Source organism: Pusillimonas sp. NJUB218 (assembly GCF_003788685.1).
In the GTDB taxonomy this organism is placed as follows: Bacteria; Pseudomonadota; Gammaproteobacteria; order Burkholderiales; family Burkholderiaceae_B; genus Neopusillimonas.
This window is the reverse complement of record NZ_NQMK01000011.1, coordinates 24,944-44,211: the sequence shown is the minus strand read 5'-3', so window position 1 is coordinate 44,211 and position 19,268 is coordinate 24,944. Positions and strand designations below refer to the sequence as shown.

The 19,268-nt window shown below is 55.8% G+C and carries 26 protein-coding genes; 2 read left to right on the top strand and 24 right to left on the bottom strand.

Annotated features, from left to right (window positions below):
• Positions 1 to 12 precede the first annotated feature (12 nt).
• The 22 genes from cutA to CHR62_RS13970 all read right to left on the bottom strand — a co-directional run bounded on the left by cutA (position 13) and on the right by CHR62_RS13970 (position 15,435).
• Positions 13 to 345, bottom strand: coding sequence for a divalent-cation tolerance protein CutA (gene cutA, locus CHR62_RS14075; protein ID WP_093971107.1), 333 nt, complete (start codon positions 343 to 345; stop codon positions 13 to 15).
• A 175-nt stretch (positions 346 to 520) separates the two neighbouring features.
• Positions 521 to 1,693 (bottom strand): ABC transporter substrate-binding protein, encoded by a 1,173-nt coding sequence (locus tag CHR62_RS14070; RefSeq protein WP_093971108.1) that lies wholly within the window; start codon positions 1,691 to 1,693, stop codon positions 521 to 523.
• Between the two features lie 264 nt (positions 1,694 to 1,957).
• Positions 1,958 to 2,344 carry a 50S ribosomal protein L17 gene (gene rplQ / locus CHR62_RS14065; protein ID WP_093971109.1) on the bottom strand — a complete coding sequence of 129 codons (387 nt, stop codon included), beginning with the start codon at positions 2,342 to 2,344 and terminating at the stop codon, positions 1,958 to 1,960.
• Positions 2,345 to 2,535: 191 nt separating this feature from the next.
• Complete coding sequence (gene rpoA, locus CHR62_RS14060; protein WP_093971110.1) at positions 2,536 to 3,531, bottom strand: DNA-directed RNA polymerase subunit alpha; 996 nt, start codon at positions 3,529 to 3,531, stop codon at positions 2,536 to 2,538.
• A gap of 165 nt (positions 3,532 to 3,696) precedes the next feature.
• Positions 3,697 to 4,320 carry a 30S ribosomal protein S4 gene (gene rpsD, locus CHR62_RS14055; RefSeq protein WP_093971111.1) on the bottom strand — a complete coding sequence of 208 codons (624 nt, stop codon included), beginning with the start codon at positions 4,318 to 4,320 and terminating at the stop codon, positions 3,697 to 3,699.
• Between the two features lie 11 nt (positions 4,321 to 4,331).
• On the bottom strand, positions 4,332 to 4,730 hold the full coding sequence (gene rpsK, locus CHR62_RS14050; RefSeq protein WP_093971112.1) for a 30S ribosomal protein S11: 399 nt from the start codon (positions 4,728 to 4,730) through the stop codon (positions 4,332 to 4,334).
• Between the two features lie 14 nt (positions 4,731 to 4,744).
• Positions 4,745 to 5,110 carry a 30S ribosomal protein S13 gene (gene rpsM, locus CHR62_RS14045; RefSeq protein WP_093971113.1) on the bottom strand — a complete coding sequence of 122 codons (366 nt, stop codon included), beginning with the start codon at positions 5,108 to 5,110 and terminating at the stop codon, positions 4,745 to 4,747.
• 34 nt (positions 5,111 to 5,144) lie between these two features.
• Complete coding sequence (rpmJ, locus tag CHR62_RS14040) at positions 5,145 to 5,258, bottom strand: 50S ribosomal protein L36 (RefSeq protein ID WP_003806928.1); 114 nt, start codon at positions 5,256 to 5,258, stop codon at positions 5,145 to 5,147.
• A 32-nt stretch (positions 5,259 to 5,290) separates the two neighbouring features.
• A complete protein-coding gene (gene infA, locus CHR62_RS14035) occupies positions 5,291 to 5,509 on the bottom strand; it encodes a translation initiation factor IF-1 (protein WP_014752489.1) in 219 nt (72 codons plus the stop codon).
• 5 nt (positions 5,510 to 5,514) lie between these two features.
• Positions 5,515 to 6,840, bottom strand: coding sequence for a preprotein translocase subunit SecY (secY, locus tag CHR62_RS14030; RefSeq protein WP_093971114.1), 1,326 nt, complete (start codon positions 6,838 to 6,840; stop codon positions 5,515 to 5,517).
• A 12-nt stretch (positions 6,841 to 6,852) separates the two neighbouring features.
• Complete coding sequence (gene rplO, locus CHR62_RS14025) at positions 6,853 to 7,296, bottom strand: 50S ribosomal protein L15 (protein WP_093971115.1); 444 nt, start codon at positions 7,294 to 7,296, stop codon at positions 6,853 to 6,855.
• An 11-nt stretch (positions 7,297 to 7,307) separates the two neighbouring features.
• Entirely contained in the window at positions 7,308 to 7,496 is a 189-nt protein-coding gene (rpmD, locus tag CHR62_RS14020; RefSeq protein ID WP_093971116.1) for a 50S ribosomal protein L30, read from the bottom strand.
• A 3-nt stretch (positions 7,497 to 7,499) separates the two neighbouring features.
• The gene (gene rpsE, locus CHR62_RS14015; RefSeq protein ID WP_093971117.1) at positions 7,500 to 8,021 is read right to left on the bottom strand and encodes a 30S ribosomal protein S5; all 522 of its coding nucleotides are present in this window, start codon (positions 8,019 to 8,021) and stop codon (positions 7,500 to 7,502) included.
• Between the two features lie 15 nt (positions 8,022 to 8,036).
• Positions 8,037 to 8,390, bottom strand: coding sequence for a 50S ribosomal protein L18 (rplR, locus tag CHR62_RS14010; RefSeq protein WP_093971118.1), 354 nt, complete (start codon positions 8,388 to 8,390; stop codon positions 8,037 to 8,039).
• A 21-nt stretch (positions 8,391 to 8,411) separates the two neighbouring features.
• On the bottom strand, positions 8,412 to 8,945 hold the full coding sequence (gene rplF, locus CHR62_RS14005; RefSeq protein WP_123661339.1) for a 50S ribosomal protein L6: 534 nt from the start codon (positions 8,943 to 8,945) through the stop codon (positions 8,412 to 8,414).
• A gap of 10 nt (positions 8,946 to 8,955) precedes the next feature.
• A complete protein-coding gene (rpsH, locus tag CHR62_RS14000; RefSeq protein ID WP_093971120.1) occupies positions 8,956 to 9,351 on the bottom strand; it encodes a 30S ribosomal protein S8 in 396 nt (131 codons plus the stop codon).
• An 11-nt stretch (positions 9,352 to 9,362) separates the two neighbouring features.
• Positions 9,363 to 9,668: a 30S ribosomal protein S14 gene (gene rpsN, locus CHR62_RS13995; protein ID WP_093971121.1), complete on the bottom strand. Its 306-nt coding sequence runs from the start codon at positions 9,666 to 9,668 to the stop codon at positions 9,363 to 9,365.
• A gap of 11 nt (positions 9,669 to 9,679) precedes the next feature.
• Complete coding sequence (rplE, locus tag CHR62_RS13990; protein WP_093971122.1) at positions 9,680 to 10,219, bottom strand: 50S ribosomal protein L5; 540 nt, start codon at positions 10,217 to 10,219, stop codon at positions 9,680 to 9,682.
• An 11-nt stretch (positions 10,220 to 10,230) separates the two neighbouring features.
• Entirely contained in the window at positions 10,231 to 10,551 is a 321-nt protein-coding gene (gene rplX / locus CHR62_RS13985; protein WP_093971123.1) for a 50S ribosomal protein L24, read from the bottom strand.
• 9 nt (positions 10,552 to 10,560) lie between these two features.
• Positions 10,561 to 10,929 carry a 50S ribosomal protein L14 gene (gene rplN / locus CHR62_RS13980; protein ID WP_093971124.1) on the bottom strand — a complete coding sequence of 123 codons (369 nt, stop codon included), beginning with the start codon at positions 10,927 to 10,929 and terminating at the stop codon, positions 10,561 to 10,563.
• 292 nt (positions 10,930 to 11,221) lie between these two features.
• Positions 11,222 to 13,342, bottom strand: a complete 2,121-nt coding sequence (locus tag CHR62_RS13975) for a hydantoinase B/oxoprolinase family protein (protein ID WP_123661338.1) — start codon at positions 13,340 to 13,342, stop codon at positions 11,222 to 11,224.
• Positions 13,342 to 15,435, bottom strand: a complete 2,094-nt coding sequence (locus tag CHR62_RS13970; protein WP_123661337.1) for a hydantoinase/oxoprolinase family protein — start codon at positions 15,433 to 15,435, stop codon at positions 13,342 to 13,344. The genes CHR62_RS13975 and CHR62_RS13970 overlap by 1 nt, the downstream gene beginning before the upstream one ends.
• Positions 15,436 to 15,553: 118 nt before the next feature.
• Between CHR62_RS13970 and CHR62_RS13965 the strand changes: the two genes are divergently transcribed.
• Entirely contained in the window at positions 15,554 to 16,495 is a 942-nt protein-coding gene (locus CHR62_RS13965; protein ID WP_123661336.1) for a LysR family transcriptional regulator, read from the top strand.
• 3 nt (positions 16,496 to 16,498) lie between these two features.
• Here the strand turns inward: CHR62_RS13965 and CHR62_RS13960 are convergent, their stop codons facing one another.
• On the bottom strand, positions 16,499 to 17,254 hold the full coding sequence (locus CHR62_RS13960) for an Asp/Glu racemase (RefSeq protein WP_093971126.1): 756 nt from the start codon (positions 17,252 to 17,254) through the stop codon (positions 16,499 to 16,501).
• Positions 17,255 to 17,392: 138 nt separating this feature from the next.
• On the opposite strand from CHR62_RS13960, the gene CHR62_RS13955 reads away from it, so the two are divergent.
• Positions 17,393 to 18,277 (top strand): LysR substrate-binding domain-containing protein, encoded by an 885-nt coding sequence (locus tag CHR62_RS13955; protein WP_123661335.1) that lies wholly within the window; start codon positions 17,393 to 17,395, stop codon positions 18,275 to 18,277.
• Here the strand turns inward: CHR62_RS13955 and CHR62_RS13950 are convergent.
• Positions 18,253 to 19,194 carry a LysR family transcriptional regulator gene (locus CHR62_RS13950; RefSeq protein WP_123661334.1) on the bottom strand — a complete coding sequence of 314 codons (942 nt, stop codon included), beginning with the start codon at positions 19,192 to 19,194 and terminating at the stop codon, positions 18,253 to 18,255. The two genes, CHR62_RS13955 and CHR62_RS13950, sit on opposite strands and share 25 nt — an antisense overlap.
• Positions 19,195 to 19,268: the final 74 nt, after the last annotated feature.

Genomic DNA, 19,268 nt, shown 5'->3' with positions numbered 1-19,268 from the left:
GGTGTCCTGCTGTTATGAGTCGATTGGGCGCGTTTGCGCACGCACCCAGTCAATATACGCTTCGTGGCCGCCGATGACGGGCAAAACCAGCACCTCAGGCACCTGGTAGGGGTGCAGCTCACGAATTTTTTCTATGACGTCGGGGACACGCGCCTGCGTTGTTTTTATGGTGAGGGGGATCTCTTCGGTGCCCTCGAGCACCCCTTGCCACATATACATGGACAACCCCGGCGCGCCAAGGTTCACACAGGCAGCCAAGCCGTCTTCCACCAGATAGTGGGCAATGCGCTTGGCCAGCAGGGTGTCGGGGGCGTTGGTAAGCATTACAACCAGGTCGGTACTCATGAGCGCTCGCTACGCGAGCCCGCGGGCTACGGGCAACGCCGTCAAGTTTAACTCAGGCCCATCAGGCCAGCCCGAGCTGGCCCAGTCACCAACAAAAAAGCCCCGCAGCTAATGCCGCGGGGCTTTGAACGAACAACGAACGCAGCGGGCTGTACCACGCTGTATCAGCCGCTATTTAGTTCATTTTGCACTCGGGAGCAAAAACGTCGTTGTGCTTTTCGAGCACTTTGCGGACAACTTTAGGTGCCAGCTCGCCCTTGTCGTTACGCACGATCTGAATCAGGTAGTAGTCCTGAATAGGATGGTGGTTGGTGTCGTAGGCGAAGTTACCGCGAACCGACTGGAATTCGGCTTTGCGCATGGCATCGCGGAAGGCGTCGGCTTTAGACATATCGCCACCGTTGGCTTTCAGGCCTGCGCCAATAGAGTTCGCGGTATCGTAGGCCAAAGCGGCGTAGTGGGTTGGGGTACGGCCATACTCAGCCTCGAAAGCCTTGACGAAATCGGCATTACCGGGAACGTCGAGGCTAGGCGCCCACAATGCAACGGTATACAGGCCTTCGGCTGCGTCGCCAGTGGCTTTAAGCATACGCAAGTCCATCGAGAACACAGGCAGAACCATAGGAATGGTTTTGTTCAGGCCGGAAGCGGCATATTGCTTGGCGAAGTTAATACCAAGACCACCTGGGTGGAACTGATAAATAGCATCGGGCTTCATGTCGCGGATACGCGCCATTTCGATGGAGAAATCGGACTGGTCAAGCTTGGTATAGATTTCGGCCAGAACTTCGCCTTTGTACAAACGCTTGAAGCCGGCGAGTGCGTCGCGACCCGCTTGGTAGTTAGGTGCAAGCAACACGACTTTTTTGTAGCCCAGTTCGTTTGCGGCAGCACCACCGGCAGCGTGAACCGCCGAGTTTTCGAACGAAGTGACGAAATAGTTTTTATCGCAACGCGAGCCGGCGAAAGGCGATGGGCCCGCGTTGGGGCTCACGAAGAAGCCGCCTGCCCCGGTAATAGAGGGCACGATTGCAGTCGATACATTAGAGAAAATAGGGCCTGAGAACAGACGAATACCGTCAGCCACCATACGGTCGACGATTTGTTTGCCGTTGGCGGGTTTAAGGCCGTCGTCTTCAGCGATAACATTAACGGCTACGCCACCCAGCTTGCCGCCGCCTTGCTTGACTGCAAGGTTAAAGCCGTCGCGAGCGTCTTCACCCAGGTAGCCCGCAGGGGTGCTAAGTGTGGTGATAAAACCAATACGAACGGGCTCTTGTGCCTGGGCAGACGCGCCCAGCGCCATCATGGCCGAGGCCACACAACCTAATGCAAGTTTTTTCAGCATGTACTACTCCTTTGAAATTAATTTCAGTGAAGGGCGGCAAATTGTTATTGATGAAAATGTGCCACCCGTTCCATTCAATCTGAAACACCTGTGAAGCTTATTGGTTTTTATTTCTGACCACAACATGAATGGGGCAGGGTTTTCCCCGGATTCTTTAAAAAAAGTTGAAACTTGAACTACTTTTCAATAAAAAAACCCCGCTGCTTGCGGCAACGGGGTTTTAAAATCGGCAGAATCAAAGCCCTGCCAGACTCGCATCAGCGCTTATTCAGCGTCTTCAGCCTGTTCGACTTCAGGACGATCGACCAGTTCCATGTAAGCCATGGGGGCGTTGTCACCCTGACGGAAACCCATTTTAAGAACACGGGTGTAACCACCGTTGCGCTCTTTGTAGCGGGGACCGATTTCGGCGAAAAGTTTGACGACGGCGTCGCGGTCACGCAGGCGAGCAAACGCAAGGCGCTTGTTGGCCAGTGTGGGCTCTTTACCCAGAGTAATCAGGGGTTCGATAACGCGGCGCAATTCTTTGGCTTTGGGCAACGTGGTTTTGATGGCTTCGTGAGTAATCAGCGAAACGGCCATGTTGCGGAACATTGCCAAACGGTGGCTGCTGGTGCGGTTAAGTTTACGTAATCCACTACGGTGACGCATGATATTTCCTTTGAATCTTGTGGCCCTGCACCGGCATTACCGATACATGACACGGTTGAACAGCTCTTCTATCGGTAGTTAACCCGCGGGCTGTTGGTAAAAAAGCCCGGCAAGCCCAATGCCTGCCGTGCAAAACGATGTGCCGGGTACAGCAGCCAACCTAAAACGGATGCCTGCCGTACCCGCCAGTATTAAGGACGCTCGAGACCCAGGGGCGGCCAGCTTTCCAGCTTCATGCCCAGTGTCAGGCCGCGTGCAGCCAATACTTCTTTGATTTCGTTAAGCGACTTACGACCCAGGTTAGGCGTTTTAAGTAGCTCGTTTTCGGTGCGCTGGATAAGATCACCGATGTAGTAAATGTTTTCAGCTTTAAGGCAGTTGGCCGAACGAACGGTAAGTTCGAGATCGTCGACGGGACGCAGCAATACGGGGTCGATCTGCTCTTTGCTACCACGGGTACCGGTCGACTCGGTAGCGGCTTCGCCGGCGCCTTCGAGGGCGGCAAACACCGAGATCTGATCCATCAGCAAACGAGCCGACTGACGTACGGCTTCTTCAGGAGAAATGACGCCGTTAGTCTGGATGTCGAGGATCAACTTGTCGAGGTCGGTGCGCTGTTCAACACGGGCGCTTTCGACGGCATAGCTGACGCGACGAATAGGGCTGAACGATGCGTCGAGTACGATGCGACCAATGGTGTGCTGGCGGTCTTCGGACAGCGCGCGCACGTTACCGGGCACATAGCCGCGGCCTTGCTCAACCTTGATCTGCATCTCGAGGACGCCTTCTTCTGTCAGGTTGGCAATGACGTGGTCAGGATTGATGATTTCAACGTCGTGAGGCAGCTCGATGTCGCTGGCCAATACCGCACCGGCGCCTTGCTTACGCAGCGTCAGGGTGACTTCTTCGCGGTTGTGCAGCTTGAACACCACGCCTTTCAGGTTCAGCAGAATGTCGACGACGTCTTCGCGCACGCCGGGCAAGGTGGAGTATTCGTGCACGACACCGGTAATTTGTACTTCGGTAGGCGCGTAGCCAACCATGGAAGACAGCAAAATGCGGCGAAGGGCGTTACCCAGGGTGTGACCATAACCGCGCTCGAAGGGCTCCATGATGACTTTGGCGTGGTTCTTGCCAACGGATTCGACTTCGATAGAACGGGGTTTAAGCAAAGCTTGTGACGACATAAAGATTCCTTTTCAATACCCTCGGCTCGTTACACCGATAAGGCTGACGGACGTAGAAACGCCGGGTGCATTGAATATATGACACACGGCGGGGAATACACTGCAAAGCCCACTTTTCGGAAAAGACCAAAAAGTGGGCTGTTGTCTGAGACTGCAGACGGCAGATTAACGCGAATACAATTCAACAACCATTGACTCGTTAACGTCGCGAGCGACATCAGCGCGGTCAGGGGCTTGCTTGAATGTACCGGTCAATTTGTTGGCGTCGACTTCAACCCACTGGGGGAAACCGATACCAGCGGCCAGATCGAGTGCTTCGCGAATACGACCTTGCGATTTGGCTTTCTCACGAATAGTGATCACGTCGCCGGCTTTCACGATCATGGAAGCGATGTCGGCTGTACGGCCGTTCACTTCGATGGCGCGGTGGTTAACCAACTGACGTGCTTCAGCGCGTGTCGAGCCAAAGCCCATGCGGTATACCACGTTATCGAGGCGCGATTCCAACAACTGAATCAGGGTCTCGCCAGTGTTACCACGGCGACGCTCAGCCTCAGCGAAATACTTGCGGAATTGCTTCTCGAGAACGCCGTACATACGCTTAAGCTTTTGCTTTTCGCGCAGCTGCAGACCGTAGTCAGACGTACGGGCACCTGAAGTGCGGCCGTGTTGACCAGGCTTCGATTCGATCTTGCATTTGGAATCGAGCGAGCGACGGGCGCTTTTCAGAAAGAGGTCGGTACCCTCGCGACGCGAGAGTTTGCATTTAGGTCCAATGTAACGTGCCATGATGCTTCCTATTAAATGCGACGGCGCTTGGGCGGACGGCAGCCATTGTGCGGAACGGGTGTGATATCGGAGATGCTGGTGATCTTGATACCCAGAGCGTTCAGCGCGCGCACCGACGATTCACGACCAGGACCTGGGCCCTTGATACGGACTTCAAGGTTCTTGATGCCGTATTCGAGCGCGGTACGGCCTGCCGATTCGGCAGCGACCTGTGCGGCAAACGGGGTCGATTTACGCGAACCCTTAAAGCCGGCACCACCCGATGTCGCCCACGACAAGGCATTGCCTTGACGGTCGGTGATCGTGATGATTGTGTTGTTGAAAGAAGCGTGAACGTGCGCAATGCCGTCCGACACGACCTTCTTGATTTTTTTGCGTACGCGCGAAGCGCCGCTATTTGCTTTCGCCATCTTCTAGTCCTCGATTATTTCTTCAGGGAAGCAGCTGCGCGACGCGGCCCTTTACGGGTGCGTGCGTTGGTGCGGGTACGCTGACCACGCACTGGCAGACCACGCTTGTGGCGCAGGCCACGGTAGGTTCCCAGGTCGATCAGACGTTTGATAGAAAGTTGTACTTCACGACGCAGGTCGCCTTCGACCGTGAACGAGCCTACTTGTTCGCGAATGCGCTCGAGCTCTTCATCGGTGAGGTCTTTCACTTTTTTCGAGTGCTCGATGCCGGACGCGTCACAAATTTGACGGGCACGGGTCGGGCCAATACCGAAAATTGCGGTAAGACCGATTACGGCGTGTTTGTGCGGCGGAATGTTGATGCCAGCAATACGGGCCATGACTGTTCCTTGTTAAATCTGTTACGTTTCGGCTTTAGCCTTGACGCTGCTTGTGACGGGGATCGGTGCAGATAACACGTACCACGCCGTGACGTTTGATAACTTTGCAATTACGGCAAATTCGTTTTACCGATGCCATTACTTTCATGGTTGACTCCTAGTTTCCTTAAGCCGGGCCGCTTATTTAGAGCGGAATACAATTCTGGCACGCGACAGATCATAGGGCGTGAGCTCCACTGTGACCTTGTCACCCGGCAGAATCCGGATGTAATGCATGCGCATCTTGCCTGAAATATGGCCTAACACTACGTGACCGTTTTCGAGCTTGACACGAAAAGTTGCGTTGGGCAGGTTCTCGACTACTTCACCCTGCATCTGAATGACGTCATCTTTTGCCATTTTTTTTACCGCATAGGCAAACCCGCGCCCTTGAAGTTAGCCTTCTTGAGCAGCGAATCGTACTGGTGGGACATCATGTAGGACTGAACCTGAGCCATGAAATCCATCGTCACCACAACAATAATCAAGAGTGAAGTGCCGCCGAAGTAAAACGGAACATTCCAGCGCATCTGCATGAACTCGGGCAACAAGCACACGAGGGTAATGTAGATAGCACCAACCAGGGTAAGGCGCATCAGGATCTTGTCGATGTAACGCGCAGTTTGATCACCTGGACGGATACCTGGAATGAAGGCACCACTCTTTTTCAGGTTGTCTGCAGTCTCGCGGCTGTTGAACACCAGAGCCGTGTAGAAGAAGCAGAAGAAAATGATTAAAGCCGAGAACAGGGTAATGTAAAGCGGCTGCTGAGGCGACAGGGCTGCAGCCAGATCGCCCAACCAGCTCATGCTAGGGTTGGCCGAGAACCAGCTGGTTACCGTGGCGGGCAGCAAAATAAGCGACGAAGCGAAGATGGGAGGGATAACACCCGCCATATTCAACTTGAGCGGCAAATGCGAGCTTTGACCACCGTACACTTTATTGCCAACCTGACGCTTGGCGTAGTTGACCGTAATACGACGTTGTCCACGTTCGACGAAGACAACGAAGTAAGTTACGGCAACGGCCAGAACCAGGATGAACAAGGCCGACAGAATCGACATGGCGTCGGTACGTACCAGATCCATCAGACCCGACAATGCGCTGGGCAAGCCCGCCACAATACCGGCAAAAATCAGGATGGAAATACCGTTACCCAGACCGCGCTCGGTGATTTGCTCGCCCAGCCACATGACAAACATGGTGCCGGTAACTAGCGTTATCACTGCGGTAAAGCGAAATACCATACCCGGGTCGATGACCAAACCGGGCTGGGATTCGAGCGCAACCGCAATACCCACCGCTTGTACCAGCGCCAGAAGCACCGTTCCGTAGCGTGTGTATTGGGTAATCTTGCGACGACCTGCTTCGCCTTCTTTCTTGATGGCCTCGAGCGTAGGCACCACCGATGACATCAGCTGCATAATGATAGATGCAGAGATGTACGGCATGATCCCCAGTGCAAGCACCGAGAAACGTTCGAGGGCGCCACCCGAGAACATGTTGAACAAGCCCAAAATGCCGCCAGAGTTCGTCTGGAACATTTCGGCCAATGCGTCTGGGTTGATGCCCGGGACGGGTACATGCGTACCCAACCGGTAAACCACCAGGGCGAGCAACAAGAACACGATACGGCGTTTTAAGTCGCCGTAGCGCGGACCTGCTTTACTCTGTGCCTGAGCTTTAGCCACCCGTTACCCCTTTTATTCAGCCAGCGAACCGCCGGCCGCTTCGATAGCGGCACGAGCACCCGCTGTAGCCGAAACGCCCTTGAGTGTGACTTTGCGGGAGAGTTCACCCGACTTGATGACCTTGACGTAACGAACGCCTTGGCCAACCACACCGGCTTGCTTCAGAACCTGGACGTCGATGTCGTCGACGGGCAGATTTTGCAGCTCGGACAAACGGACTTCGGCGTGCAAGTGGCGACCCAGTGGCGTGAAGCCACGCTTGGGCAAACGACGGTACAAAGGCATTTGACCGCCTTCGAAGCCGACTTTATGGAAGCCGCCCGAACGCGATTTTTGACCTTTGTGACCACGACCACCTGTTTTACCCAGGCCCGAGCCAATGCCACGGCCTACGCGGCGCTTGGCATGCTTGCTACCAGGAGCAGGTTGCAACGTATTTAATTGTGTTTCTGACATCTCGATTCCTTTCAGGCTTCCGAGACAGTCACGAGGTAATCCACTTTGCGGATCATCCCACGGACCTCGGGGGTGTCAACCAGCACGCTGCTGCTGTTGACACGACGCAGGCCCAGGCCGCGAACGGTTTCGCGGTGAGACTGCTTGGTGCCAATAACCGAGCGCACGAGCGTTACTTTGATTTGTTTCTGTGTCGTCATGACTTACCCCAGAATTTCTTCAACCGACTTACCACGCTTGGCGGCGATGTCGGAAGGTGTCGAGCAGGCTTGCAGACCGTTCAACGTGGCGCGAACCAAGTTGTAAGGATTGCTGGAACCGAGGCTCTTGGCCACAACGTTGCGAACACCCATCACTTCGAAGATAGCGCGCATTGGGCCGCCGGCGATAACACCGGTACCTTCTGCCGCAGGCGAAATGAGAACGGTAGACGCACCGTGCTTACCTACTACGGTGTGGTGCAAAGTACCGTTTTTAAGCGGTACTTTGTGCAGACCACGACGGGCCTGTTCCATAGCCTTTTGAACGGCAACGGGAACTTCGCGGGCTTTGCCCTTGCCCATGCCGATGCGGCCATCGCCATCACCAACAACGGTCAGCGCAGCAAAGCTCATGGTGCGACCACCCTTTACCACTTTGCTGACGCGGTTGACCGCAATCATTTTTTCACGCAAGCCGTCGTCATTTTCTTTGTCGGCGGTATTCTTGCCTTGTGCTTTAGCCATTTGACAATTCCTTGCTTAGAATTTCAGGCCGGCTTCACGCGCGGCGTCGGCCAACGCTTTGACGCGGCCATGATAACGGAAGCCCGAGCGGTCGAAAGCAACTTGTTCAATACCAGCTGCTTTTGCTTTCTCGGCAACACGCTTGCCCACCAAAGTCGCGGCTTCGACGTTACCGCCGTTAGCCATTTCTTTGCGGACTTCTGGTTCGAGCGTCGAGGCGCTGACCAGAACGCGGTCACCTTCCGGCGAAATAATGTTGGCGTAAATGTGCGAGTTCGAACGGTGCACAGCCAGGCGATGTACGCGCAGCTCGGCGATTTTCCGGCGAGTGGCAACCGCACGACGCAAACGGGAGATTCTTTTGTCCATAATTCTTCCTTGCCTACGCGCTTATTTCTTCTTGGCTTCTTTGAGGATGACTGTTTCATCCGAGTAACGCACGCCTTTGCCCTTGTAGGGTTCGGGTTCGCGATACGCACGGATTTCAGCAGCTACCTGGCCAACGACTTGTTTGTTTGCACCTTTGACCACGATTTCAGTCGGGGTCGGGCATTCGACTTTAATGCCCTCGGGTACTTCGTAAACGATATCGTGCGAGAAACCGAGTTGCAGTTTGAGCGCAGTACCCTGAGCCTGAGCGCGGAAACCCACGCCAACCAGGTTCAGTTTACGCTCGAAGCCGTTGCTCACGCCGGTAACCATGTTGGCTACCAGGGCACGAACCGTACCCGACATTGCTTTGGCATGACGCGAGTCATTGGCCACTGCGAACGTCAGTTTGCCGTCTTCGAGTTCGACCTTGACGTCGCCGGTCAGGGTCTGGGACAGTGTGCCCAGAGGACCTTTGACAACGATCTGGTCGGGATTGATAGTTGTTTCAACGCCTTTAGGCAGTTGAACAGGATATTTTGCAATACGTGACATATGATTCCCCTTATGCTACGTAGCAAAGTACTTCGCCGCCAACGCCCGCAGCGCGTGCTTTGCGGTCGGTCATGACGCCACGGGGGGTCGAAACGATGGCAACACCCAGGCCGTTCATGACCTGAGGAATTGCGCTGCGACCTTTATAGATACGCAGACCGGGGCGCGATACGCGCTCGATGCGTTCGATAACCGGGCGACCGGCGTAGTATTTAAGGCCAATTTCGAGAACAGGTTTAGCCTGCTCACCGGTGACCTGGAAACTGTCGATGTAGCCTTCGTCTTTCAGCACGGCAGCAATAGCTACCTTCAGCTTCGAGGAGGGCATGGTTACCGACGTTTTGTTGACCATTTGTGCGTTACGAACGCGGGTCAACATGTCGGCGATGGGATCGCTCATGCTCATGGTGTTTTCTCCTACCAGCTAGCTTTAGTCATGCCAGGCACTTCGCCACGCAACGCCATTTCGCGCAGCTTGTGACGGGTGAGCCCGAACTTGGCAAAAACACCGCGAGGACGGCCAGTAACAACGCAACGGTTGCGCTGACGGCTCGGGCTCGAGTTACGAGGAAGTTTTTGCAGTTGCAAACGTGCCTGATAGCGCTCTTCGTCAGTTTTCGACTGGTCGTCGATAATGGCTTTGAGTGCTGCACGCTTGGCAGCGAATTTTTCGGCCAGCTTGGCGCGTTTAATGTCGCGATTAATCAGTGAAAGTTTAGCCACGTCATCGCCCCTTAATTGCGGAACGGGAAGCTGAAGGCTGTAAGCAGCGCTTTGGCTTCGTCGTCAGTCTGGGCAGTAGTAGTGATGCTGATGTTCAGACCACGAACTGCGTCGATTTTGTCGTATTCGATTTCGGGGAAAATGATTTGCTCTTTCACCCCAACGTTGTAGTTACCCCGGCCGTCGAAGGCGCGACCCGAAATACCACGGAAGTCGCGTACGCGCGGCAGAGCCACGGTAACCAGACGATCGAGGAATTCGTACATGCGCTGACCACGCAGGGTGACCATGCAACCAATGGGGTAGTTTTCACGGATTTTGAAGCCCGCGATAGCCTTACGTGTTTTGGTGACAACAGGCTTTTGACCGGCGATCTTGGTGAGATCGGCAACAGCGTTTTCAATAACCTTTTTGTCGGCCACAGCTTCGGATACACCCATGTTCAGGGTGATCTTGGTGATGCGCGGCACTTCCATGACACTTTTGTAGCCAAATTTGGCCTGCAGGTCGGCTACGACCTTGCTACGGTAGAACTCTTGTAAACGAGCCATTTTGTCGCCCCTTACGCTTTAGCGCCAACGACAGCGCCGCTGGAACGAAAAATACGAACTTTGCGGCCATCGACTTCTTTGATACCCACGCGATCGGCTTTACCGGTCTCGGGGTTGTACAACGCGACATTCGAAATATGAATGGGCATTGTTTTGTCGATGATGCCACCCTGCGAACCCGCCATAGGGTTGGGTTTGACGTGTTTTTTAACAACGTTGATGCCTTCGACCAGAACGTGGTCGGCATCGACGCGCTGCAGCACAGTGCCGCGGCGCTTTTTGTCGCGACCGGTCAACACAATGACTTCGTCGCCTTTACGGATCTTTTCCATTGTCGCTCCTTACAGCACTTCTGGGGCCAAGGACACGATCTTCATGAACTTCTCTGTACGCAGTTCGCGCGTAACAGGTCCGAAGATACGGGTGCCGATGGGTTCCAGTTTGGCATTGAGCAAAACTGCGGCGTTACCGCCGAACTTGATCAACGAGCCGTCTTTACGGCGTACGCCTTTGGCAGTGCGAACTACCACAGCGTTGTAAATTTCGCCTTTTTTGACGCGTCCGCGCGGTGCGGCTTCTTTGACGCTAACTTTGATAACGTCGCCGATAGCGGCATAACGGCGCTTGGAGCCGCCCAACACTTTAATGCACATGACAGAGCGTGCACCTGTGTTATCGGCCACGTCCAGCGTGGTCTGCATTTGTATCATGATTTTTCCTGTGCCAACTTAGCCAAGCCTGCCTTACCAACCATTGGTAAACCGCCTGACCAGTTTTGGTCCCGTCAGGCTTGTTGCCAAGCCCTGGGTTGAAATCTGCCTAAATTGCCAAAGCTACCGGTTATTGCCATTTACCGTTTAAGGTAAACACCCAATTTCGCAGGCAGCTTTAGCCTGGTACTACTTTATGGGGGTTTGCCGGCCATTAGCCAGCAAGTTCTCTAGTATATGGCGCCTTGCTAATTAAAGCAAGACGTTTTATACGCAAGGTATTGATTCCAGCCTAAATTTGCAACATCACGTCATTTTGCGGGGAAGTATCTTTACGATGCACATCGACCGCCAGCAACGCGCCGCTTACCGGACAATACCATTCGGTCATGGCCAGATCGGCGTGCAAGTTAATACACGCCTGGGCCGGTGCATTTTCATGCCTGCGCGATACCGCCCCCGATCGCCAGGCTGTAGAGCCGCTGCAAAGAATGTGGTTGGCAGGCGACACGACATGAATGCCACGTATATCTTTAAGTATGCGCAGGCTATCGGTGAGCCGCCCAACCTCAACGGCATCGCTGTCGGGCGCTACCAGGGCAGCAGGGCCGTTTTTACCCAATCGTGCCTGCTTTAACCCCGTCCTGTTGCGCAGCGTTGCCTGTATGTCGACGCGGCCTTCGTCGGTAATCACGGCACCGTACATGTCTCGTGCCCCCGCGACCGACACAATACCTTTCGCGATATCTGACTGTAGCGCGTCGAGGTCGCGGTCCAGGGGGTCACCCCAGCCACCGCCACCTTGCCACGTGACCGAAAAGACGTCTTTGTTGGTCATCGACCGCATCCCCGGCTTCGGCCCCAGCGGGCTGAAATCACCAGCCCCCGTGAGCACACCTTGACTGACCGCCGCTTGCGCAAACCGCTGAACAACGGTGGCACCCGGCCAGCCACCTGCCAGACCCGGCGTATTAGGTACCTCGGCACCGTGCGTCATGATCAACGCATCGGCCTGCTCGATACCGCCCAGGGTCAAGGCCACTTCGGCCGAACGCCCCCCACGATACTTGCCCGCGCCGCCAGTATCCTGCGCCATTCGGCGATGCAAATAAAACAACGGTGCGACCTGCTCATTACGTTCAACATCGGCAATGGACGGCATCGGTGCGTTGATGGGTCCACCCGCGCAAACCCCATCTTTGGTCGCGTAAGCCCCCGAGCCGCCTGCAAGCGGGTCCATCAGGTGCAATCCGAATACTTCGCCAAACTGATTTCGTCCGCCCAGGTTAAACGTCGCCATTGTCCCATCGTTGCCAGACTGGGCGCGCGAACGATAGACCTCTGAGGCCGCAAGCATCTTGTTCAGCGCGGCACTGACGACATTGGACACCACCCATATGGTCTCGACCGTTGCCGAACCCACCGGTGCCGGAAACTGTGCAGTACACACCAACCCTTCAGGTGCTTCGATTTCGCAGCAATTGAGGAGCCCTTGATTCCACGGGATATCGTATGCCAGCATGGGAAACAGGCCGCCGGTCACGCCCCCAACCAGCCCGGCTCTTGTGCAGTTAATAAAGCCGGGCGCTTGCTCGGATGACTGGCTGAAGTCGAAATGCAGCTTTTCCCCGGTCTTGGTCATTTTCAGCGCGACCTGATACAGCACGTTATCGTGGCCGTCATGCTCAAGATAATCAACGGCATGAAACACACCGTCTGGCAACGTTGCCAGACGCGCACTCAGTCGGCTTTGCGACGCGGCCACCATGCGTTCCATAACACCGACCACGGTTTTGGCGCCGTAACGTCTGACCAGCGCGGTCATGCGATCACGCGCCACATTGACCGTTGCAATAAAGGCGCGAATATCCAAGCCTAGCTGGTCGGGTAGGCGCGACGCTGTCAGAATCATATCCAGCACGTCTTCGCGCACCTCTCCTTGGTCCACCAGCTTGACGCAAGGAATGCGCATACCCTCTTGGTACACGCTACGCGCTTTAGGCGACCAACTGGCAAAGTCCATGCCCCCCACATCGGTTTCATGTGCCTCAACGCCAGCCCAGGCAACCAGCTCGCCATCAACAAAAATAGGGCCGGTAAGCTGAACGTCGTTCTGGTGCAACGCCCCAATGTAAGGGTCGTTTCCAATAAACATATCGCCATCGCGCACCTTGAAATAGGGGCGGCTTTCGATATGACGAATCAAAGAGCCCACTACAGGTGCCTGGAACGTCACCTGAAACCCCATGGAAGCGAACGAACCGTCAGGAAGATAAATTCCGGTAAAAAAATCGGAGGCTTCGGTGACGGTTGGCGAGCCAGATGCACTTTGCAGCGCGACACGCATATCTTCGGTCATGGCAATGAGCCGATTGCGAATGACCTCGTAGGTGATTGGATTCAAGGCACTCATCAGAAACTTACCTCCAGATTGCCGCAGGCATCGGCCTGCGCACGTGCGCCGGGCGGCACAACAACACTTTGCCCGGGGTATTCAATAATGCAGGGACCATCAATTACATATCCTGCGGGCGGCTGCATCGTTCTGTAAATCGTCGTCTCTACGGGGCTGGCCGGGTCATCAAATACCACCTGACGGCGACCAACGGCCTCAATCGTCATCCCTCGTTGAGTCAACTCGGGCACCGGCAAGTCGCCGTGCCCAATCACCCGAATAGACAACAGCTCGAAGCCGGCGCGAGCCGAACCCGCCCCCTGGCCGAACAACGTTTCATAGGTTTCCTGAAAACGTGTCACCGCCGTTTGATAAGCCACCAGATCGAATGGACGACCTGGTTGATCGACAGGCACCTGGATATCCAAATGGTGTGCCTGGCCGCGATAACGAATAGCCACGCTGGTTTCAAAATGAATATCTGAAGCATGGGCCGAAGCTAGCGCTACACCGGCTTCGGTCAATGCGTCTTGAACCAAGTCCGTCAACTCGGTCAGCGCGACCTCATCGGGCAGGGCTCCGCCCGGAATACGTACATAGACCGGCTTGCTGACCGTCACGCCCAGATTACTGTTCGCCGTTCCGTAGGCCGATTGAACCGTTGCCGCCGCAGGCACAACGAAACCATTCAAGCCAAGTTCACGCGCCAGCACCCAGGCATGCGAAGGGCCAGCGCCACCGTTGGCAAACAAAACAAAATCGCGCGGATCGTGGCCACGCTCAATCGTGACATGACGCAGCAGATCGGCCATTTTGTTGTCGAGCACTTCCCGGATGCCCCACGCTGCTGCGACAACGTCCAGACCCAAGGGCTGGGCAACGTGTCGCTCAATCGCCGTTCGAGCTGCGGCAATATCCAGCTTCATGCGGCCACCAATGAAGTAATCCGGATCTAACACGCCCAGGACCAAATCGGCATCGGTGGATGTGGGCTCAACGCCGCCGCGCCCATAGCAGGCCGGACCTGGGTTAGATCCTGCGCTACGTGGGCCAACGGTCAGGTCGCCAAACGCGACTGACGCGATACTCCCGCCACCCGCGCCAATTGACGCCACGTCAATGGAAGGCACGCTCACATCGGCCCCCGCCAGACTGATCGACGAACGCATCATGGGCTTGCCGTCGACGATGACACCCACGTCGAAACTGGTGCCGCCAATGTCAACAGCAAGGATATTGCGATGGCCGCGCTGCTCGCCTGTGGCCATTGAACCCATGACGCCACCCGCTGGGCCCGAAAAAATAGCCACAGCAGGCCGGTCGGAAATGGCCTGTGTCGGCAGCACGCCGCCGGCGCTGGTCATCATAAGGATGGGTACCTGCATGCCTGCAGCTCGCAAGGTCGACTCGAGTTTGTTCAGGTACTTTCCGGCGATCGGGCCCAACACTGCATTGGCTACGGTCGTACACATCCGGGCGTATTCGCCTACAACCGGCGATATCTCGTGAGACAAGGTAATGAATGCGCCGGGCAATATCTCCTCAACCAGCGCCTTGATGCGCAACTCGTGCGCCGGATTCAAACACGACCACAATGTACAAACGGCAACGGCCTGCACCTGCCGGTCTCGCAGCGCCATCAAGGCCTCGCGCGCTTTGTCATCGTTCAGGGGCTTAACAATCTCGCCACGTGCATTAATACGCTCGTCAAGCTCGATCACCATATCGCGGGAAGCCAAAGGCGCATAGCGATTGTGCAGATACCAATCACACACCTCCAGCTCGGTCAGGCCCGCGGTTTGACGACGCATACGGCCAATTTCAAGGGTATCGCCAAAACCCTGGGTTGTAATGACGGCAGTACGTGCCGATGCCCCGGTCAGCAGCGCATTCAAACCCACCGTTGTCCCGTGACCAAAACGCTCGATCTGACGGCAGAAGTCCTCAAAACTGAGGCCCAGTGTTTGGGCCGCCAAATGAGCGCAATTGATCACCCCGCCCATCACATCTGCCGTTGTCGGCGATTTGACGACGTGCGCATGGCCACCCCGTTCGGCCACCCACATGTCGGTAAACGTACCGCCAACATCGGTACCCACAAAAAATCCCATGATGACTCCACCTTAGTTTGCACGAGAGAAGTTCATGGTAGTCAGGGCTAGGGTATGGGAATAATGCTCATATGCTATATTTGTTATCCAATTTTCGGATAGCCAAAACGGCGGGATCATGGACTCAAATTTGCTGCACTATTTTTTGCGCGTTGCCGAGTTAGGCAGCATCAACAAAGCCGCTGCCGACCTGAGTCTTTCTCAACCCGCCTTGTCGCGACATATCGCGGCGCTTGAACATGAAATGGGCGGCGAACTGTTCACCCGAACCCATGGCGGCGTCGTGCTGACCGAGGCAGGCAAAGTGCTGGCCGACCGCGCCCGGCCTTTGTTGCGACAGTTCTCGCTTATAAAAGAACAGGTGGGCGAAAAGGCAGCGGGGCACTTGGCCATTGGCATCCCGCAAGCCTGGCAGCACGTTTTCACCTCGCCCTTCGTATGCGCACTGTCGCAGCTTTACCCACATGTTTCACTGCGAGTGTTTGAAGGCGTCAGTAACGTGCTTCGCGATTACATGTCGGCCGGTTTGCTCGACCTTTGCATCATGCCGTTCGACCCAACACCCACAGGCGGCTATCAGCAAACGGCTCTGGTGCGCGACACGCTAATCGTCACAGGCGCACGCGAGCAGGGTCTTACGCCTGACACCCCGCTGACGTTCAATGACCTGGATGCGCATCGATTGATCATTCCGGGTCGCAGCAACCCGCTCAGGCAATATGTTGAGCACAGCCTGACCCGCCGCGGCCTTCGGTTCAGATTGGCCGTCGAAACCGATACGCTGAATTTATGTCTGGAATTTGCCCGAAAAGGATTGGGCCTGACGGTCTTGCCGGGTTGTGCCGTACAACCTCAGTGGATTGGCGAAGACATGGGGTGGGCGCCGCTGAAAGGCAGCTATATTACTTGGGCACTTTACGAGAACCAGACCCGGTCACACTCAGAGGCGCTGCGTGAAGGACGTCGCCTGATCACGACCACGTTGGCCGAAAGTTTGAGCAATGGACGCTGGTATGGTGCCGAGCCCGCCGACCTCAGTCTGCGCGGGCCCGAAATTTAAAGCTTAGAAACGGCCGGACAACAGGCTGCCTGCATTTTCTACCTTACGGTCGAGGCCCAAGGCTTTGAGCATTTGATAAACCGTGCTGATGGCTGCGGTGGTTACCGGCAAGCCCAGGCTGTTTTCAACTTGCTGCACCGACTGGAACGACGGCATTTGCACGCAAGCCGACAATACAACCGCATCGGCGTTGGCGGTGTTAACGCGCTTGATATGCTCAGCCGGAGCCAGCGGGTTCTGACGGCCAACTTCGAGGTTGTCGGGGATTTCGAGCGAAACAGCGTCGAGCACTTCGATGCCTTCGCTTTCGATGTAGTCAACGACGAGCTGTGTCAGGGGTTTCATGTAGGGTGTCAGAATAGAGACCTTCTTGGCACCCATTGTGTGCAAACCTTCGACCAAGGCGCCAGCGCTGGAAATAACCGGTGCAGGGTTGCCGTTATCGACAGTCACCTGATGCAAACGCTTTTCCGATTCGCGGTGGTAACCCTTGCCCATGCTCATGATGGCGACCAGGCAGGCATAACCCAGCACATCAACCTGCGCATCCGACAGCTCGAGCGCGCAACGGTCGGAGTCTTTGTCCATGGCGGCGAGTTCGTCTTTGGTCACTTTCTTCATGCGCATGCGGCTTGAGTGGAACGTGAAACGCTCTTCGGGGAACTGAGCCGCGCGGCTGAGCAACATGAGGGGGATCTCAGTTTCCATGGTGGTGTTGGAACTGGGGACGATTTGACCAATACGGTAGATACGAGACATAAAACACACCTTTTAAATGAGTTAGCGCTAAGATAGTCGCTGATTTCTTCGACTAAAACCAATACAAATTTCGTCTTGAGAGTCAGGTTTAGGCTATAGGCCCGCCCCGACCCCCACGCAAGGCCTTTGCACCTGGGCATGGAACTTCGACAACTTCGCTACTTTACGGCACTGGCCGAAGAGCTTAACTTTACGCGTGCTGCCGAACGCCTGCACATATCGCAGCCCCCGCTCAGCGCGCAAATTGCCCAGCTCGAGGCCGAGCTGGGCGTCAAGCTGTTCGAGCGCAACAGCCGCAAAGTTTCGCTCACCGACGCAGGCGTCGCCTTTCTGCGCGACGTCCGGGTTATCCAGGCACGACTGAAAGAAGCCACCCAGCGCGTACAAGATATCCATTCTGGGCTGGCCGGCCGCATCGAAATCGGCTTGTCAGGGTCGCATTTTTTAGGGCCATTGCCCCAGTGCATTGGTGAACTGGCGCACGCCTACCCGGACATCGATGTTGTGCTGAACGAAATGGCACCGAACGACCAACTGGACGCCCTGCGCGAACAGCGTATCGACATCAGCATCTCGAGGCAATACGTCGAAGACGACCTGCTGCGCAGCGAACCACTATGGCCCGACCCGTTGTGGGTTGCGCTACCGCAAGGCCATGCCTTGAGTGGGCAGACAGTGCTCCGGCTCGACCAACTGGCCGACGAGCGGTTCATCATGCTGCGCCGCGACACATCGAAATTTGCCCAGCAAATATACAACGCCTGCCTGGAGCGAGGCTTCACCCCCAACGTCATTCACGCCGTGTCCGAGGTTCCCGCCCAGCTCAGCCTGGTCAGCGCCGGGCTAGGGGTGGCTATCGTACCCGGCTCGACGCGGCGCTATCGGGCGCAAACCCTAAGCTTTTGCCCACTCGAAGACATCGGCATCCATACTCAGGTGCATGCCGTTGTTCGTAAAGCGCACCGAAAATCAGCCATCGACACCGTCTTGCAACAGCTTCAATCGTTCTCGTCTGCCTCGTGATAGCGGGTGACGTCGCGTATGCAGTCCAGCGCGCGCTCGATAGTATTAGGGAAAATTTCGTCATTTCGCCAATACATCGATACCGACCCGAAACCCTGCAACTCGACCGGCACAATACGAATCAAGTTTAAGCGCGACAACATTTGCGTAGACCGATGCGACGCCGTACCAATGGCATCACTGTTGGTCAGCAGGGTAATGTTGGCGATGACGGAATTGGACTCAATGTAATTTCTGGGCAGCTTCCTGCCAGCCGACGCCAGAGCAGCCTCGAGGGCGTTGCGTACAGGCGTCTCCCGGGGCCAAACAATCCAGCGATAACGCTCAACATCTTCCCAACCGATCGACTTCTGGGCAAACAACGGGTGGCCGGGCCGGGCCACCAGATCGACCGGCTCGACATACAGCAACTCGCTGCTGATCTGACTATGATCATGCGCCTGCTTGCTGGTGCGTCCGATCAAGACATCGAGATCGCCTTGCGCCAGCAAAATAAGCAGGCGATCCATGGTGCCCTCGACCAAATCGACGCGCAGTTCAGGCATACGCTCGCCCATGCGCAAAATGGCCAATGGCGCAGCCACCGATGCCGCGGCCCCCGATGCCCCGATCACCACCCGACCCGACACCCCGTCACGCAAAGTCATCATGTCGACTGCGGCCCGATCCAGCTGCGAGAGCACACGCCGAGCGTGCTCGATCATCACCTGCCCGTGCGGCGTGGGCACCAGACCCCGGGCATGCCGCTCGAACAGTGTCAGACCCACGTCCTCTTCCAGCTCTTTGAGCCATTTGGACAAGCCCGGCTGTGTGGTGTTCAGCATTGTTGCCGAATGGCTGAGATTCCGGGTTTGCTCGAGGCTGAGCAAGTAGCGCAGATTGCGAAGCCGGATCCGGTCGGTCCAGTCTGTAGCCATGTCTTGTCCTGAAGTAGCGTGACCGGCTTGTCATCCCCGGTCAAAACGAATATAGTCTTCGAAAATTATGGTTA